The sequence below is a fragment of the Amedibacillus sp. YH-ame6 genome, from assembly GCF_053848845.1.
In genome coordinates this window covers 67,848-85,394 of sequence record NZ_JBSPEZ010000011.1, presented here as the reverse complement: position 1 = coordinate 85,394, position 17,547 = coordinate 67,848, and the positions used below count along the sequence as shown (strand labels likewise).

General features: G+C 35.6%; 16 protein-coding genes and 1 other annotated feature. Of the genes, 12 read left to right on the top strand and 4 right to left on the bottom strand.

Annotation, left to right across the window (positions count from 1 at the left end; genetic code table 11):
- Positions 1-189: 189 nt before the first annotated feature.
- Positions 190-436 (top strand) — a binding site (T-box leader).
- A 41-nt stretch (positions 437-477) separates the two neighbouring features.
- The 4 genes from leuA to leuB are packed head-to-tail and all read left to right on the top strand — an operon-like array spanning position 478 to position 5,022.
- Positions 478-2,163 carry a 2-isopropylmalate synthase gene (gene leuA, locus ACWG0P_RS08925; RefSeq protein WP_455801424.1) on the top strand — a complete coding sequence of 562 codons (1,686 nt, stop codon included), beginning with the start codon at positions 478-480 and terminating at the stop codon, positions 2,161-2,163.
- 12 nt (positions 2,164-2,175) lie between these two features.
- Entirely contained in the window at positions 2,176-3,447 is a 1,272-nt protein-coding gene (leuC, locus tag ACWG0P_RS08920; RefSeq protein ID WP_455801423.1) for a 3-isopropylmalate dehydratase large subunit, read from the top strand.
- A 1-nt stretch (position 3,448) separates the two neighbouring features.
- Positions 3,449-3,943, top strand: a complete 495-nt coding sequence (gene leuD / locus ACWG0P_RS08915) for a 3-isopropylmalate dehydratase small subunit (protein WP_455801422.1) — start codon at positions 3,449-3,451, stop codon at positions 3,941-3,943.
- Positions 3,943-5,022, top strand: coding sequence for a 3-isopropylmalate dehydrogenase (gene leuB / locus ACWG0P_RS08910; protein WP_455801421.1), 1,080 nt, complete (start codon positions 3,943-3,945; stop codon positions 5,020-5,022). The genes leuD and leuB overlap by 1 nt, the downstream gene beginning before the upstream one ends.
- A 95-nt stretch (positions 5,023-5,117) precedes the next feature.
- On the opposite strand, the gene ACWG0P_RS08905 is transcribed toward leuB, so the two are convergent.
- Complete coding sequence (locus ACWG0P_RS08905; protein WP_455801420.1) at positions 5,118-6,470, bottom strand: CCA tRNA nucleotidyltransferase; 1,353 nt, start codon at positions 6,468-6,470, stop codon at positions 5,118-5,120.
- A 147-nt stretch (positions 6,471-6,617) separates the two neighbouring features.
- Here ACWG0P_RS08905 and ACWG0P_RS08900 point away from each other — a divergent pair, with 147 nt between their 5' ends.
- Both ACWG0P_RS08900 and ACWG0P_RS08895 read left to right on the top strand, forming a co-directional pair.
- A complete protein-coding gene (locus ACWG0P_RS08900) occupies positions 6,618-7,262 on the top strand; it encodes a diguanylate cyclase domain-containing protein (RefSeq protein ID WP_455801419.1) in 645 nt (214 codons plus the stop codon).
- The gene (locus tag ACWG0P_RS08895; protein WP_455801418.1) at positions 7,262-10,000 is read left to right on the top strand and encodes an EAL domain-containing protein; all 2,739 of its coding nucleotides are present in this window, start codon (positions 7,262-7,264) and stop codon (positions 9,998-10,000) included. The genes ACWG0P_RS08900 and ACWG0P_RS08895 overlap by 1 nt, the downstream gene beginning before the upstream one ends.
- 91 nt (positions 10,001-10,091) lie before the next feature.
- Here the strand turns inward: ACWG0P_RS08895 and pgeF are convergent, their stop codons facing one another.
- Positions 10,092-10,865, bottom strand: a complete 774-nt coding sequence (gene pgeF / locus ACWG0P_RS08890; RefSeq protein ID WP_455801417.1) for a peptidoglycan editing factor PgeF — start codon at positions 10,863-10,865, stop codon at positions 10,092-10,094.
- Between the two features lie 135 nt (positions 10,866-11,000).
- Positions 11,001-11,510, bottom strand: coding sequence for a peptidoglycan-binding domain-containing protein (locus tag ACWG0P_RS08885; protein ID WP_455790058.1), 510 nt, complete (start codon positions 11,508-11,510; stop codon positions 11,001-11,003).
- A gap of 134 nt (positions 11,511-11,644) precedes the next feature.
- Between ACWG0P_RS08885 and ACWG0P_RS08880 the strand changes: the two genes are divergently transcribed.
- From ACWG0P_RS08880 to ACWG0P_RS08865, 4 genes are all read left to right on the top strand, one after another.
- Positions 11,645-12,967 (top strand): M18 family aminopeptidase, encoded by a 1,323-nt coding sequence (locus ACWG0P_RS08880; RefSeq protein WP_455801416.1) that lies wholly within the window; start codon positions 11,645-11,647, stop codon positions 12,965-12,967.
- 9 nt (positions 12,968-12,976) lie between these two features.
- Complete coding sequence (locus tag ACWG0P_RS08875; RefSeq protein WP_455801415.1) at positions 12,977-13,483, top strand: nitroreductase family protein; 507 nt, start codon at positions 12,977-12,979, stop codon at positions 13,481-13,483.
- A 66-nt stretch (positions 13,484-13,549) separates the two neighbouring features.
- Entirely contained in the window at positions 13,550-14,020 is a 471-nt protein-coding gene (locus tag ACWG0P_RS08870; protein WP_455801414.1) for a carboxypeptidase-like regulatory domain-containing protein, read from the top strand.
- Positions 14,021-14,041: 21 nt separating this feature from the next.
- Positions 14,042-14,581: a beta-class carbonic anhydrase gene (locus ACWG0P_RS08865; RefSeq protein ID WP_455801413.1), complete on the top strand. Its 540-nt coding sequence runs from the start codon at positions 14,042-14,044 to the stop codon at positions 14,579-14,581.
- Positions 14,582-14,613: 32 nt separating this feature from the next.
- Here the strand turns inward: ACWG0P_RS08865 and ACWG0P_RS08860 are convergent, their stop codons facing one another.
- Entirely contained in the window at positions 14,614-15,525 is a 912-nt protein-coding gene (locus ACWG0P_RS08860; RefSeq protein ID WP_455801412.1) for a PfkB family carbohydrate kinase, read from the bottom strand.
- A gap of 101 nt (positions 15,526-15,626) precedes the next feature.
- Here ACWG0P_RS08860 and ACWG0P_RS08855 point away from each other — a divergent pair, with 101 nt between their 5' ends.
- Positions 15,627-17,129: a GNAT family N-acetyltransferase gene (locus ACWG0P_RS08855; protein ID WP_455801411.1), complete on the top strand. Its 1,503-nt coding sequence runs from the start codon at positions 15,627-15,629 to the stop codon at positions 17,127-17,129.
- Positions 17,122-17,520: a hypothetical protein gene (locus ACWG0P_RS08850; RefSeq protein WP_455801410.1), complete on the top strand. Its 399-nt coding sequence runs from the start codon at positions 17,122-17,124 to the stop codon at positions 17,518-17,520. The genes ACWG0P_RS08855 and ACWG0P_RS08850 overlap by 8 nt, the downstream gene beginning before the upstream one ends.
- Positions 17,521-17,547 lie beyond the last annotated feature (27 nt).

Here is a 17,547-nt window from a genome sequence, read left to right as displayed (position 1 = left end):
ATGCATATTTAATTCAACCTTTCTCATAAGGTACCTCCAATTCAATGAGGTACTATTGTAATATGTATTTAAGACATAATCAAATGTGGATACTTAAGACATTATCATAAACGAATCATAAAAAGTTATGAAAACTCTAGCAAATGGATTGACTTTTAAAGATAGATACTATAAACTTATGAATAAGAACAAAAAGCAATGATCGGGACTATCCTGTATTCCGCTGGTGTAGAGAGCTGTCGTGTGGTGAAAGACAGTGCAGAGAATAAGGGAAACTCACCCGTAAGCTGTAACCTGAAAGCACATAGTGTAAGTAAACGTTACCGAAGACTCACACGTTATCGTGAGAATGTATTCGTAGTTTGGATATGTGAGTGGGCAGAATTCTGCCAATAAGAGTGGTACCGCGTAGGTTAAGTTAACTTTCGTCTCTTGTATGGGATGAGAGTTTTTTTGTTTATAAGAGGAGGATCTTTTATGAAGGGTTATGAAAAGTACAAACGACAGTATTATTTACCACCAGAAACATGTATGGAATGGTCAAAGAAAGAGTATATTCAAAAAGCACCTAAATGGTGTAGTGTGGATTTACGTGATGGAAATCAATCTTTAATCATCCCAATGAGTCTAGATGAGAAAGTTGAATTTTTCAAATTATTAGTAGAAGTTGGGTTCAAAGAAATAGAAATTGGATTTCCTGCGGCTAGTGAAACAGAGTTTGAATTTCTACGTAAATTGATCGATGAACATATGATTCCTGATGATGTGACCATTCAGGTATTAACACAAGCACGTGAACATATCATTCGTCGTACATTTGAAGCTGTAAAAGGCGCAAAGAACGCGGTGATTCATGTGTATAATTCTACTTCTTTTGCACAACGTGAACAAGTGTTTAAGAAATCTAGAGAAGAAGTGAAACAGATTGCAGTAGAAGGTGCGAAATTACTTAAGAAGTTAACAGAAGAAGATGGTGGAAATTATCGATTTGAATATTCTCCAGAAAGCTTTACAGGGACTGAAATTGAGTATGCATTGGATGTATGTAATGCCGTGTTGGACGTATGGCAACCAACATCCGAAAACAATGTCATTATCAATCTTCCAGTGACAGTACAAATGAGTATGCCACACATCTATGCACAACAAATTGAATACATGTGTAAACATATGAAATATCGTGAGCATGTGATTGTATCTTTACATCCTCATAATGATCGTGGATGTGGTGTTGCGGATACAGAACTTGGTATTTTAGCTGGGGCAGATCGTATTGAAGGTACGTTGTTTGGAAATGGAGAACGTACGGGTAATGTAGATATCATTACCTTAGCTATGAACATGTATGCACATGGAATTGATCCAGAATTGAACTTCCATAATATGCCACATATTGTTGAAGTATATGAACGAGTGAGCCGTATGGAAGTGCCAATGCGTCATCCATATGCAGGGCAACTTGTATTCGCCGCATTCTCTGGTTCTCATCAAGATGCGATTGCGAAAGGAATGCACTATCGGGATGAAGTAGATCCAAGCCATTGGACAGTTCCTTATTTACCAATCGATCCAAGAGATGTTGGACGTGTGTATGAAACGGATGTTATTCGTATCAATTCACAATCTGGCAAGGGTGGAATTGGATACATGTTGGAAGAGTATTATGGTTACGATTTACCAAAAGATATGCGTGAAGACGTTGGATACTTTATGAAAAATGTATCGGATCATGAACATAAAGAATTGTTGCCAAATGAGGTAAATGATTTATTCCAAAAGGAATATATGAATGTGGCTATGCCATATGAATTGATCGATTACTACTTTACAAAAGTAGACGATCGAGTAACTTGTAGTTTGAACATTACCTTTGATGGAGAAGAAATGGATATTGGAGGTAGCGGTAATGGTCGTTTGGATGCAATCAGTAATGCATTACGTGACAATACTAAATTACAATTTGATATTTTAGATTATAAAGAACATGCGTTGAGCAAAGGATCTTCGTCTAAGGCTGTTTCTTACGTAAAAATTATTGATTGTCGTCAGAAACATCAATGGGGTGTAGGGTTGGATGAAGATATTATCGCATCCAGTGTGAAAGCATTGTTCTCTTGTATCAATCGAGCTGTGTTACAAAAAAGAGCAGAAGAAACAAAGTAGGAGGATAAAGACATGGGAATGACAATGACACAAAAGATTCTAGCTGCACATGCAGGATTAGAATCAGTTACAGCTGGACAGCTGATTGAAGTAAACTTAGATATGGTGTTAGGGAATGATATCACTTCACCTGTTGCGATTAATGAATTTGAACGATTTGGTTTTCATGAAGTTTTTGATCCAGGAAAAGTAACGATGGTAATGGATCATTTCGCACCAAACAAAGATATAAAAGCAGCACAACAGTGCAAAGCTTGTCGTACCTTTGCGCATGCGAAAAATATTGAAAACTTCTTCGATGTTGGAGAAATGGGAATTGAACATGCTTTGTTACCTGAAAAGGGAATTGTAGGACCTGGTGAATGTATTATTGGTGCGGATTCCCATACTTGTACCTATGGTGCCTTAAATGCATTTTCAACAGGTGTTGGAAGTACCGATATGGCAGCGGGTATGGTAATTGGAAAATGTTGGTTTAAAGTACCTGAAGCTATCAAGTTTGATCTTCGTGGGAAACTATCTCCAAATGTAAGTGGAAAAGATGTCATCCTTCATATCATTGGAATGATTGGAGTAGATGGAGCATTGTATAAATCGATGGAATTTAGCGGTGTTGGTTTACAATATCTTTCTATGGATGATCGTTTATGTATTGCAAACATGGCAATTGAAGCTGGAGCAAAAAATGGAATCTTTGAATACGATGATGTAACACGCGAGTATGTAGATGGAAGAGTTAATCGTCCATATAAAACATATCGTGCAGATGCAGATGCGGAATATCATAACATCTACCATTTAGACTTAAGTTCTATCAAACCAACGGTAGCATTTCCACATCTTCCTGAAAACACACGTGCAGTTGAAAGCATCGATGAAGATATTATCATCGATCAAGTGGTGATTGGTTCTTGTACCAATGGTCGTATTTCAGATATGAAAATTGCGGCAGAAATTTTCGAAGGAAAACATGTAGCAAAAGGAATGCGTGCAATTATTATTCCAGCGACACAAAGCATTTACATGGAATGTGTAAAACTAGGTTATATAGAGACCTTTATCAATGCAGGATGCATTGTATCTACACCAACATGTGGACCATGTCTTGGTGGATATATGGGTATTTTAGCAGAAGGTGAACGATGTGTTGCGACAACTAACCGTAACTTTGTTGGACGTATGGGACATGTAGAATCCGAAGTATACCTTGCAAGTCCAGCTGTTGCGGCAGCAAGTGCAATTGCAGGTAAAATCGTAGCACCAGAGATACAGGGAGGTAAATAGCATGAAAACAAGTGGATTTGTTCATAAATACGGGGATAACGTAGATACGGATGTAATTATTCCTGCACGTTATTTAAATACAAGTGATCACAAAGAATTGGCCGCAAAATGTATGTGTGATATCGATGCGGATTTCGTAAAGAATGTAAAAGTGAACGATATTATGGTTGCGGGCTTTAACTTTGGGTGTGGTTCTTCTCGTGAACACGCACCCATCGCAATCAAAGCAAGTGGTATTTCTTGTGTCATTGCGAAAAGTTTTGCGCGTATCTTCTATCGCAATGCAATCAACATAGGCTTACCAATTTTAGAATGTGAAGAAGCGAGCAATCGCATCAGCGCAAACGATGAAATTGAAATCGATTTTGACACTGGTGAAATTGTAAATAAAACAAAAAAAGAAACTTATCAAGCACAACCATTTCCTGCATTTATACAAAACATTATGAAACATGATGGTTTGATGAATGCAATCAAAAAGGGAGAAATCAAATAATGAAGAAACATATCGCGGTCATTCCAGGAGATGGCATTGGTCCTGAAATCGTAGCGGAAGCAGTCAAAGTATTAGATGTCATCGCAAAGAAATTCAATCATGAATTTGCATATACCAACGTTATCGCTGGTGGATGTGCCATTGATCAATTTGGTAAATCATTACCCGAAGAAAGCTTACAAGCATGTCTTGCGAGTGATTCTGTATTATTAGGCGCAGTAGGTGGTCCTAAATGGGACAATGTAGATCCTAACATTCGACCAGAGAAAGCACTTTTAGGCATTCGTAAAGAAATGGGTCTTTATGCGAACTTACGTCCAGCAAAAATATTCCCACAACTTGCGGATGCATCACCACTACGTAAAGATATCGTGGAAAATGGAATTGACTTTATGGTCGTTCGTGAATTAATTGGTGGTGTGTATTTCGGTGAAAAGAAAACCGAAATGGTAAATGGTGAATTGTATGCATGTGATAGTATGTGTTACTACGAACATGAAGTTGCTCGCATTGCTCACACAGCATTTCAAACTGCACGAAAACGTAACAGCAATGTCATTTCTGTAGATAAAGCAAATGTATTAGATTCTTCACGCTTGTGGCGAAAAGTAATGCATGAAGTTGCGCAAGAATATCCAGATGTAACTTGTACAGATATGTTAGTAGATAATACTGCCATGCAAATTGTAAAGAATCCTGCACAATTTGATGTCGTTGTAACAGAAAATATGTTTGGGGATATCTTAAGTGATGAAGCGAGTATGATTACAGGAAGTATTGGACTTATTCCGAGTGCTTCTTTAGGTGAAACAAAGCGAGGAATGTATGAACCAATTCATGGTTCTGCACCAGATATCGCTGGACAAAACATTGCCAATCCAATCGGAACCATTCTAGCAGCAGGTATGATGTTGAAGTATGCATTTGATATGGATGCGGAAAATGCTATGATTGAAAAAGCTGTAGAAGATGTCTTAAATGATGGATATCGTACAGGCGATATCATGGAAGTAGGCAAAACAAAAATGTCATGTAGTGATATGGGAAGTAAAATCGTAGAGTATATTGAAAAAGCGTAGAAGTTCTGAAATAGAACTTCTTTTCTTTTTACTTGAAAACTTGAAATGAAAAAGGATATGAGTTTGATTTCAACCAGTTGAACACCCATATCCAATTATTTCATTTTTTGTAATCGTTTGAGTAAAGCTTCTTTTGTATTCCATGTAGGATCTTCCAATACCCATTCATACAGCATAGAAAGAACTTCTCCAATTTCTATGCCAGTATACCCTAAGCGCATAACATCATGACCATTCAATGCTAAATCCTTCTTATGAAGGATATCTTTTTCTTCTTCCATTAATGATATCATGGCTTTACACTCCAGAACATTATCGATAAGTGCTTGTGCTAATTCTGGATTCTTTCCATGATTATCTGCGATTTGTGCATCCAATGCTTCAAAAGCAAGAGCTACATCATTGGAAAACTTACTAAGATACTTACGAAGCACCTTTCGTGTTGGCTTCACATAGTAATCATGATATAAAATAAGATCACAAACACGCTGTATCGTAGCGTTATCGTAATGCAGTTCCTTTAAGTAATGTTGTGCAATACGCTGCGATTGCAGGGCATGTCCTTTATAATGCGCACTTCCTTGTTCATCAATTGTACAACATAATGGTTTACCTATATCATGAAACACAATGGCTAATTTTACATATAACGAATCCTCAGTTGTATGGTTTAAGGCAACATCTGTATGTGTGAAGACATCATATATGTGCCATTTTGTAGGTTGTTTATAATCGTATAGAGATGCATAATCAGGAATGATTTCTAAGAGTATGTTTGCATCCCGTAACATGCGTAAGGTGTTTGGTTTACTCGCCATCAAGATTTTATTGAACTCATCACGAATGCGTTCTTTTGATACATAATTCAAATCTTGATGATGAACTTGGATGGCATTCCATGTGTTGAATTCTATTTCAAATTGAAGTTGCGATGAGAAACGCAAAGCTCGCAGCATTCGAAGTGCATCTTCTTCAAAACGCACCATGGGATTTCCAACACATCGAACGATACCTTGACGAATATCTTCTTGTCCATGATATGGATCGATAATTCCCATTTCTGGATGATATGCAATTGCATTCATTGTGAAATCTCGTCGTTTCAAATCATCCTCTATATGGGCTGTAAAAACAACCTGGTCAGGAGAGCGATGATTTTGATACGATTGATCAATGCGATAAGTTGTTATTTCTACAGGTTCTTCATCAAGAAGTACGGTGATTGTACCATGTTTTATTCCTGTTGGAAGAGCTTTGTATCCAGCTTGTATAAACCAAGAGAGCATATCTTCCGCTTTTGCGCTGGTGGCAATATCATAATCATGCAAATCACGTTGCATGAGCATATCACGTACACATCCTCCTACTAGAAAAGCTTGCGCATTATGAGAACGCAAGAATTCTAATATAGAAATAACAAACTCAGGGATTAAAAAATGTTCATTCATAGTCATATTATATAATGATTTTCTAAAACTAAAAAGAAAAATAAAAGAATTTTGATTCATGTATCGATAATACATGATATAATTTAAAAAAGCAATCATAAAAAATATGGGAAGATTTATCAATTATAGTAGCTGGGAGAATATAATATGAAAACAACTGTTAGAGAAATGGAAATAGATATTTTCGAATATCTATCAAGAGCAAATAATCAATTCTTCTTTTTGTACGATTTTGAAGAGAATCAAGCTCGCTGGTCTTCAAATTCTTTCGATGTTTTTTCCATCGAAGAAAAAGGGTTTGATTGGAGTCAATTGATTCATCCGTTAGATATCGATTCTTTTAAAGCGCAATGTCAAGAAATACAAAGAAGACACACAGGACAGTTTTGTAGTGATTTTCGCTTTAAAGATAAAAATAATGAGTATGTTTGGGTTCAATGCAACGGAAGTATGGTGATTTCTTCTTCACGTGATAAATTTATTTTATCGGGAATTGTTAGTCTTGTGGAAGTGAAAAATCATTATGATCCTGTTACCAACTTACTTTATATTACAAGTTTCAGAGATTCTTTAAAGGAAATAAGCATGTCTTCAATACCATGGGGAATCTTATTAATAGGAATAGATGATTTTAAACAAATCAATGATTTATATTCCTATGCATTTGGAGATAAGGTCTTGAGCAATTTTGCGAATCGGTTGGCAAATTTACTTCCAACAGAAGCACAATTATATCGATTAGATGGAGATAGTTTTGGGGTTTTATATCAAGAGCAGATGTGGCAACTTTGATGGATTTGTTCCATAGTGTTCAAGAGCTTGCGCAAGAGACCATTGTGATAGACAAAATTGCTGTTTCTTTGACAGTTTCTGGAGGTGTTTCTAAATATCCGGATGATGGAGGAGATTCAGATGAATTGTATCGCAATGTAAGAATTGCATATATTGAATCCAAACGTCGTGGAAAACGCCAAATAACAATCTGTTCACCATCGCTTTGTAATCAAGTACAACGACGTATGTTATTGTTGGATTCCTTACGAGAGAGTGTTTCTAATGATTTCGCTGGGTTCAGTTTGCGATTTCAACCATTGATTCAAACGAAGGATGAAACATTGTTTGGATGTGAAGCATTGTTACGTTGGGAACATCCAAGTTTTCCAGATGGAGTAACACCTTATGAATTTATTCCAGTTCTAGAAGAAAGTGGTTTAATTTTTGAAGTAAACAAATGGTTGTTAAAGAATGCATTGTTACAATGTGAAGAATGGGTACAAATTATGCCGTCCTTCCACATGAATCTAAATATTTCTTGTTTTCAATTTGAAGATGTAGAGTTTAAGTTTCTAATCACAAAGATGATTGCAAGAAAAAATTTACCAGCTTCTGCGATCACCTTAGAGTTAACTGAAACTGGTAGAGTAAGTGATATGGCATTGATAAACAGTGTGTTTAATTTCTTGCGTAGTCAAGGAATTAAAATTGCGTTGGATGACTTTGGAGTAGGATATTCTTCCTTAAGTGTCTTCCAAATGTTAAAGGTGGACCAATTAAAAATTGATAAGAGTTTCTTACAACGTCTGACATATGATGTTACAGATCAAGCATTGGTAAGACAGTTGATTCAATTGTGTCATAGTATGAATATCATGGTTTGTGTTGAAGGTATTGAAAGTGCACAAGTAAATGATATTGTAAAACAGTTTGGACCAGAATTGCTTCAAGGATTCTATTATGACCGTCCTTTGAAAAGTGAAGATTTTCATGCACGTTACTTCGCAAATATGACAAAGGATAAACCTACTGTTTATAAAAATTCTATCGAATACGAACAAAGTTTAACATATTCTGCGCTAAAGCCAACACAACCACTTTCAACCGATGTGATTGTGAATAATGCGTTTGGTGGAATCTTTCAAGTGGCTTTAGACGAGAATTTTTCCTTTATTACATGTAATGAAGGATATCGTAGAATGTTAGGATACACTCCTCAAGACATTGAAGTTCGTTTCAATAATCGTGCATTAGGTATTGTATATCCAGAAGATGCTGAGTATGTAAACACGGAAATAAGAAGACAACTTGGAGAAGGGGATACGGTAACTGCAGAGTTTCGTGTTGTACGAAGTGATGGTAAGCCAATTTGGGTTATGGGAACTGGTAATATTGTAAAAGCAGCAGATGGAAACCCTAGTATTATTGTGATCATTGTAGATGTAGATGACTTGAAAAAGAAACAGTTATCCATTGAGAAAGAATATAAGAAATATAAACGGATACTACAAAATATACCAGTTGGGGTTAAATGTGTTCAAAACAATGAAGATTTTGATTTGGATTATATGTCTCCAGCCTTCTTATCCTTACTCGGATATGACGAAAAAGATTTAGAGAAGATGTTTAATAGAAAATATATCAATATGGTACAAGAAGAAGATCGCCCAATTATTGTGTCGGATGTATTAGAACAGGTGAAAACAAGCAATATCGTAACCTTACGATACCGTTCTCCTTGTAAGGATGGACATCCAATTTGGGTAGAAACGATTTCGAAATTATATCCACCAGAAGAAGATGGTATCCAAAGATGGTATTCCAGTGTGGTAAATATCACGGATACAATTACGGATGAACAAAAAGATCATGCAAAGGATTTTGCTATACGTATTCAAAATGCTTCTCAACAATGGGGAGACGTTATGTTTGAATATCATTTCGCAAGCGATCGTATCATTTTCTCTGAAAATTATAAAGATTTATTTGGTCGTAATCCACAAGATGATATGTTATCAGAAACAGCATCTATTTTCCCAGAAGATCGTCAAGAATTAGATAAAGCTATTCAATTGATGCATCAAGGAATACAACCGCCATTGATTGAGGTTCGTTACTATTCTGAAGATAGAGGATATTTCTGGGTTTCTATTTTATTTACAGAACCAGATGCACTTGCGGGTAACTCCGTATCTGTAATTGGTAGAATTACCGATATCGATGAAGCAAAAAAGACAAAAGAAGAATTGTTAATTCAATCAAAAACGGATGGATTAACAGGAATTCTAAATAAGAAGAGCATTGAAGAAGAAATTCGTCAGTCTATAGAAAACCATAAGAATGATAATTCGATTTATGCATTATGTATCTTAGATATAGATGATTTTAAGGGATTAAATGATACGAAAGGACATGTTGTAGGAGATTATGTGCTAAAAGAGATTTCTAGAAGATTAGCACAACTTTCCAATGATCATGTGTTGATTGGTAGAGCTGGTGGAGATGAGTTCATGATTTATGCGAAGCTTGGGTATGAATTTAAATCCTCCGATTTCTTTGGTAGAACAATTACAGAGTTATTATGTGAACCTATTTCTTGTGATGGTGAAATGGTTTCCATTTCAACAAGTGCTGGTATTTCGTTATTTCCAAGCGATAGTCAAGATTTCTATAATCTATATCGTTTAGCAGATAGTGCTTTATATTTAGTGAAAGCCAAAGGTAAAGCAAATTATCATGTGACTACTTCTATATGATATAGGAATCGTATAGAAAAATAGAATTTAGACGCGTTTATATATTAAAAAGCAGATATCTCTCGGTGATTCAGTTTGAGAGATATCTGCTTTATTCGTTGTTCGTTGTTCTTAAAATATAAGATAAATGACGACCACATGCATGGTCTCTACGATAAGAGAAGAATGCATCATTGTTTAAGAAGGTGTCATTTGGATTAATACGTATTTGTTCTTTTGGTACTCCTAAGTCCAGTAACATTTGATAGTTTAATCCTTTGTTATCTACAAAAGCTTTTCCGTTTTCATGATAGATGATATAAGGGCTTGTATCGAAGCTCATAGCGTTTACTTGATCTATGACATCCTGTCCTACTTCAAAGCTATGAAACGCAATTGCAGGGCCAATATAAGCCTGTACGTGACTTGGATTGACTCCTTCATGTGTAACTAGATAGGAAAGACTTTTACGAGTGATTTCTTTGACAGTCCCTTGCCATCCACTGTGAATGGCACAAATGATATTGGTATATGGATCATATAATAATACTGGTACACAATCTGCATGAAAGACTCCTATCGCAAGATTTGTTTCCTTTGTATATAATGCATCGCAATCTGCAATGCCATCTATATATTGTATACTTCCTTTTCCCATGTCGTTACTTGTTGCCTCATGAAGATGATCACTATGGGTTTGTTGGCAAAATACCCACTGCTTAATATCGATTCCTAAGGTATCACTAAGTGCTTTTCGATTCTCGATCACTTGTGTAAGATTTCCTCCTACATGAAGTGCCATGTTATTGTTTTCTGCTTTTGTATGATCGCGCAGAGTTGTACCAGCTAGAATTTGTTTGTCTGGGTTCCATTGAATGGTTGACATATGTTATTACCCTCTTTCTTATAAAACTATTTGTTTCTATGATTTATAGAATCTCTTGTAGTATAAAGCAGTTGTTAGTGAATTGCAACTCCTATGTATGACAGATACAAATGTATCTGCCCAAAACATGTTTGTTTAGAAGCCGTTGCGAGTATTTACGATGGCATCCCAAGTAGCTTTCCCAATATTTCCATCAATAATCAAATCATATAAATACTGGAATTGAGACACACCAGCTGCTGTACGATCACCATACATAGCATCCATTGGTACAGGACGCAAACAACTGTTCTTTGCGGCTGTTTCATTAAGGTATTCTTGCATCTTATACACTTCAAGACCTTGGTTACCTTTTGTTAAATAGAAAGAACGTGAAGATACAGGGATATTTGTTACAACTCCCAAATCACGCAATTCATTCACAATTGCACTCCAAGTTGTATTATCGATCTGACCAGTGATTGGTAATCTAGCATGTGCTTGATACTCACGTACCGCATTAGCTGTTTTTGGTCCATAATCACCATCCAGTTTTAACTTCGTAGTGATGATACCTTTTTCTTGAAATATATTTAGATATCCTTGCATTTTATTTACGCCAATTCCTACACTTCCAATTTGTAGTGGGGCTAACATTGTGTTCATTGTACATCCTCCTTTCCTTACAGTATATGGGGATGGGGAATTTGTATCTATATAATCGCCTATATTATTGTGCTTTTTCATCAAAAAAAGATATGGAACGTGGTATAATAATGAAGAAAATGGGAGGTCTTAAGATGAGTAATAAGACAATCAGTAACTTCATGACGTTTATTCAAAACAGCCCAAGCTGTTTTCATGCAGTGGAAGAATTACGAAAAGAATTTCATAAAGAAGGATTTGTACAATTGTTTGAAAGCAAACAATGGAAGTTAGAAAAAGGTGGAAAGTATTACGTAATCAGAAATGGTTCTAGTATCATTTCCTTTACAATAGGAGAAGAAGTACAAGAGGAATATAGTTTTCAAATTTGTGCCTCTCATAGTGATTCCCCAACTTATAAATTAAAAGAGAATGCATTTTTAGATGTACGTGGAAAATATACACAGTTAAATACTGAAGGGTATGGAGGAATGATTGCCTCTACTTGGATGGATCGTCCTTTGTCTATTGCGGGAAGAGCACTTGTAAAAACAGATGCAGGATGTGTTGTGAAACTTGTGGATTTTAAAAAGGATATGGTACTGATTCCTAATGTTGCTATACATATGAATCGTGAAATTAACAGTGGGTATAAATACAATGCTCAAGTGGATATGTTACCTCTATATGGTGGAACTAACAAAGAAAAAGAAACGTTCTTAGATGTACTAGCGAAAGAATTGCAAGTGGATGCTAAGGATATTCTTGGAAATGATTTGTATTTGTATAATCGTAACCATCCTAGTATTTGGGGGAGTGAAGAGGATTATATATCCGCTCCTAAACTAGATGATTTGGAATGTGCATATACTACGATGTTAGGATTTCTACATAGCAAGAATCCTAAGAATATAAATGTGTACGCATGTTTTGATAACGAAGAAGTTGGTTCCGGTACAAAACAGGGCGCAGATTCTACTTTATTATTTGATGTTCTTACAAGAATCAATCGTTGCTTAGGATATAGTGAGGAACAATTGCGTTGTGCATTTGCGAACAGTTTTATGTTATCGGCGGATAATGCACATGCCCTTCACCCAAATCACCCAGAGAAAAGCGATGCGAATCACGCAGTGTATATGAACGAGGGAATCGTAGTGAAGTTTAATGCGAATCAAAAATATACAACAGATGCATTAAGTAAGGGCTTGTTTCAAGCAATTTGTAATCGTGTAGAAGTACCACTTCAATATTTTGCAAATCGTTCCGATATGCAAGGTGGCTCTACCCTTGGAAATATTTCTACTGCACATGTTTCTATTCATACCGTTGATATTGGTTTGGCTCAACTAGCGATGCACTCCAGTTATGAAACAGCAGGATGTAAAGATATCGACTATATGATAAAAGCAGTACAAGAGTTTTATTCATCTTATATCCGAGAAGATGATCAACATAGAGTAAACCTCTATCGTTAGGAGAACGTTATGGATTTTATAACATTAGAAAAAACACGTTATGCAGTACGTGATTATGAAGATAAAACAGTAGAAGATGAAAAACTACAACTTATTTTAGAAGCGGGAAGAATTGCCCCTACTGCGGCGAATCGACAGAGTCAGCGCATTTGTATCGTACGCAAAGAAGACATGGAAAAATTTGATGGTGCGATTAACTTCCATGGTGCACCTATGGCTTTGATTGTGTGTACAGATACAAAAGAAGCTTGGGTTCGTGGTTATGATGAAATGAATGCGGGTGTAATTGATGCGAGCATTGTTACTACACACATGATGTTAGAAGCGACACAAGTAGGACTAGGAAGTTTGTGGGTTTGTTCCTTTGATCCAGTAAAGCTTAGTAGTGTTTGTGGTTTAAAAGAAGGCGTTATCCCAGTGAATGTTTTATGCTTAGGGTATGCGAAGAATCCTGCAGATACAGAACGTTTTACAAAGACTAGAAAAGCATTGGAAGAGACTATATTAGAATACTAGCATCGTATACTCGATGCTTTTTTCATATCTAGGTACATGACTACATAAGATGATGTAGGTGATAGAATGAAAAAAGGATGGTTGTTAGTTGGTTTGGGGTTTATGATGTGTACGGTTACTATTTATGGGGAAGAGGAGGATTTTGTGATACATGTAGTAGATGAACAACAAGAGAGTTTGGAAGGGGTAAGGTTAGAAGTAGTGAATGATGGAAATCATCATAGTAGAACTTACAATAGTGATGAAAAGGGAAATGTTGCGATTTCCAATATGGAAATAGGGAACTATACGATTACAGTAGATAGTAAGGATTCCTATGATTTGAAGACATCCGTTGATGTGAATGTTACGCCATATACAATTGAGAACAAAACAAAGCTTACCGTTGTCTTAAAGAAAGGTTTTCATAAGGATACAAGAAAAGATTATGCCATTGTATTCTTATTGATTGCGATATTAAATATGATATTTTATTATGGTATCCTTATATTTCAAAAGAAAACATTCACACAATTTTTAGATGATATTATGCTATAATCATGTTTAAGAGGTGATCTTATGGTACATGAAATTTTAAAGTACAACAAAGAATTCGTAAAAGAAAAGAAATATGAGCCATTTCAAACAAGTAAGTTTCCTGGAAAGAAACTTGCAATTGTTACTTGTATGGATACACGTTTAATTGAGTTGTTGCCAGCTGCTTTGGGTATTCGAAATGGAGACGCAAAGATTATTAAGAATGCTGGGGGAGTGATTTCTCATCCCTTTGGAAGTGCAGTACGAAGTTTACTTATCGCAATTTATGATCTTGGTGTAGAAGATATCATGATCATTGGACATACGGATTGTGGTGTTCAACATATGGATAGTATTGAAATGTTACAGAAGATGCGTAGTAGAGGTGTTTCCTCTCAAGTCGTTGATACAATGCAGTATTGTGGAATTGATTTTGACGAATGGTTAGGTGGTTTTGCGGATGTAGAAGAATCTGTACTTAGAAGTATACAGCTTTTGCATGAACATCCACTCATTCCTTCTGATGTTCGCATTTATGGGTTTGTTATGGATTCACTTACAGGAGAATTAAGAGAAGTATAGTAGTATTAGCTTATATAGATGAAAAAAGTGAATCATTGGGATTCACTTTTTAAATGCTCAAATTCAGTTGTACTTAAGATGGCTCCTTTTTTAGAGACGATTGCTTTTGCAATATGATTGCTTTTGGTTAATGCTTCTTCGATCGTTGTGTGCATAGTGCGATAGGCGATATAAGAACCTATATGACAATCACCTGCACCTGTTGTATCAATAGCATTTACTTCATCAATTGGGATGTGCGTGTAAGTGTGTCCATCAAAATATGCACATCCATTTCTACCTAAGGTAACGAGGATGAGGTTTTGGTTTTGTTTGTATAATTCTTGTAGTGCTTCTAGTAAAGTAGAACAAGATGTATATTGTAAGGCTTCTTCTTCATTGAGGTGTAAGATAGGATGACATTTCATAATGCGTTTCATATTGGTTTTAGGGATATGTTGAATTCTAGGCCCACATGCAAAATAAATCGTTACATGAGGATTGCGTTCTAGATATTCAAGAATATAGATACCACTTTCTTCTTCTAATTCTAGACCACAAACATATACCGTATCCACATCTTGTTGATCTAGAAGTGTAAACCATTCCTTCTTAAACTTATACTCCGCCCCATGATAACTCAAAAAAGAACGTTCTCCATTTTCTTCAATCAAGCAATAACAACATCCGTTTTCTTCTTCACTTTGTAATATAGAAGGGGCAAGATGTAAGTTATGCATTTCTTTTCGAATATAATCTGCGTACACTCCTGTTCCAATAGGAGAGAACAAAAGATAATCAACACCAAGTAATTGACACATCCAAGATGCATTAAAGGCACATCCACCTAATGATAAACTTTGACTTTGTACATTGATATCCTCACTACTGTTAGGTAAGTGAGGGAGGTTCATCAACACATCTACAACGGTAGAACCGATGAATACAATTGGCTTGTTTGCCATAGAAATCACCACTTTCTTCTATATTATATAACAAGAATGTTTATTTTTCTTTACCTTTTATATAAGTACCCTTTATAATAATGGTCATGGAGGAATTGCTCATGATATTGAAGACAAAAAGATTGATGCTAAGAGAGATGTGTGAAACAGACTTTGATGATCTGTGTCAAATGTTATGCGATGAAGAAGTGATGTATGCATATGCACACGCTTTTTGTCTTGAAGAGGCTAGAGAATGGTTAAAGCGCCAGCTACAAAGATATCAAGAAGATGGTGTTGGCTTATGGGCAATGATCCGTTTAGAAGATCAAGTGATGGTAGGACAGTGTGGAATTACACGTCAACATATAGAGAGTGAAGATGTTTGGGAAATTGGATACTTATTGAAGAAAGAGTTTTGGCATCAAGGATATGCAATAGAAGCAGCGAAAGCATGTAAATGGTACGCCTTCGATACGTTAAAGTTTCCTTGTGTCTATTCCATCATCCGTGAAGATAATGAAGCAAGTAGAAAAGTCGCATCTGCAAATGCTATGAAAGTGTGTGGAGAAGTAGTAAAACACTATTATGGTATGGAGATGCCTCATGTTATCTATCGTGTAAATAATCATAAATTTAAAGAAGCACCAATGTATCGTTTGTATATGGATGCGGAATTTGATGCGGTGAAGATACAACGTAAATTTCATCAAAGAGTGATTTCAATCGGTGCGGTTATAAGTGATGTTCATGGGCAAGAGTTGGGTAGATTTTATGAAACTGTATATCCACAACAATTCCAAAGACTCACAAGAGTTGTCCATCGTATGACAAAGTTGAGTGATGAAACCATTCGCTCATCCAGAAGTTTAAAAGATGTAATGGAAGAATTTTCGAAATGGATGTGTGGAATTGGGAAGAAACGTAGTCAAGTTCAAATGTTTAGCTTTGGACCTGATGATAAACGCACCATATTACAACATTGTACATTTGAAAATATCGATACCAAAGATATCTTTCAAGAAGTGATGGATATTCAAAAACTTATTTCTCCGCATGTTACTTATCAGGGGAAAATTGTATCTCCTACATTATCTTTAGATGATATGAAATTAGTTTTTGAAATACATGGAGAAGTGGAGCATAATGCATTAACTGATTCTCTTGATTTGATGGCAATTCATGTAGCTTTTGATCAACATAAAGCAATGAATGAAGAAAACATCCAAGCGATTGTAAATCGCAAAATACAAAAACAAATAGAATCAAAAAAGAAACAACAAGCGCACTTTCGAAAAGTTATGCAAGAACGATTCAAAGAGTATCCTCGTTGTATAGAAGTAGAATTCAATCAAGAAATCTTTGACCAATTCCAAAGTTGGGAAATGAAGGATAGGTATTTCAAATGGCATTTCAAGAAGAACTTTGTTAGATTGGAAGACATAGACTATCCATATACTACAATTTCTATGAAATTGAGTATCGACACCAATGAAGAACTACCAAGTGTAACCCTAGACTTAAAAACAGAAGAACAAAATATCAAGAAAAAATATGTATTAAGTTATCATAATGCGACTCCTATTGAAAACATTATAAGAAGAGTAGGAAATCCACATGAGTGAATTCATATCTTATAGTGAACAACTGGCGAAACAAATACATGTATTACGTCTTTGTTTAAAGGATTGTGGAAAAGGGAGTGTATGGGAAAGAAATCCATACCTTCGCTCATCCAAAGTCAAAAAAAGTTTAGTTGCACTTCATGAAAGTATTGAACGTATCATTCCTTGTCTCATGCTTTTTACAGCACAATATACAAAAGAAGCGAAAGATACGCACGCAATGCAAAGATTTTATCATAGCTATGCATTCTTGTATGATTTTAATGATGGTATAAAAAAAGAAGAGTATGATCATTTGATTCTGATTCAAAATCAAGAAATGTTATTGAAGTTTCAAAATTTCTTTTATCAAAGTGAAAGAATATTACAGGATGTTAAGCAGACAAGATAAGGGTTGTCTGTTTTTTATATTGTGTTT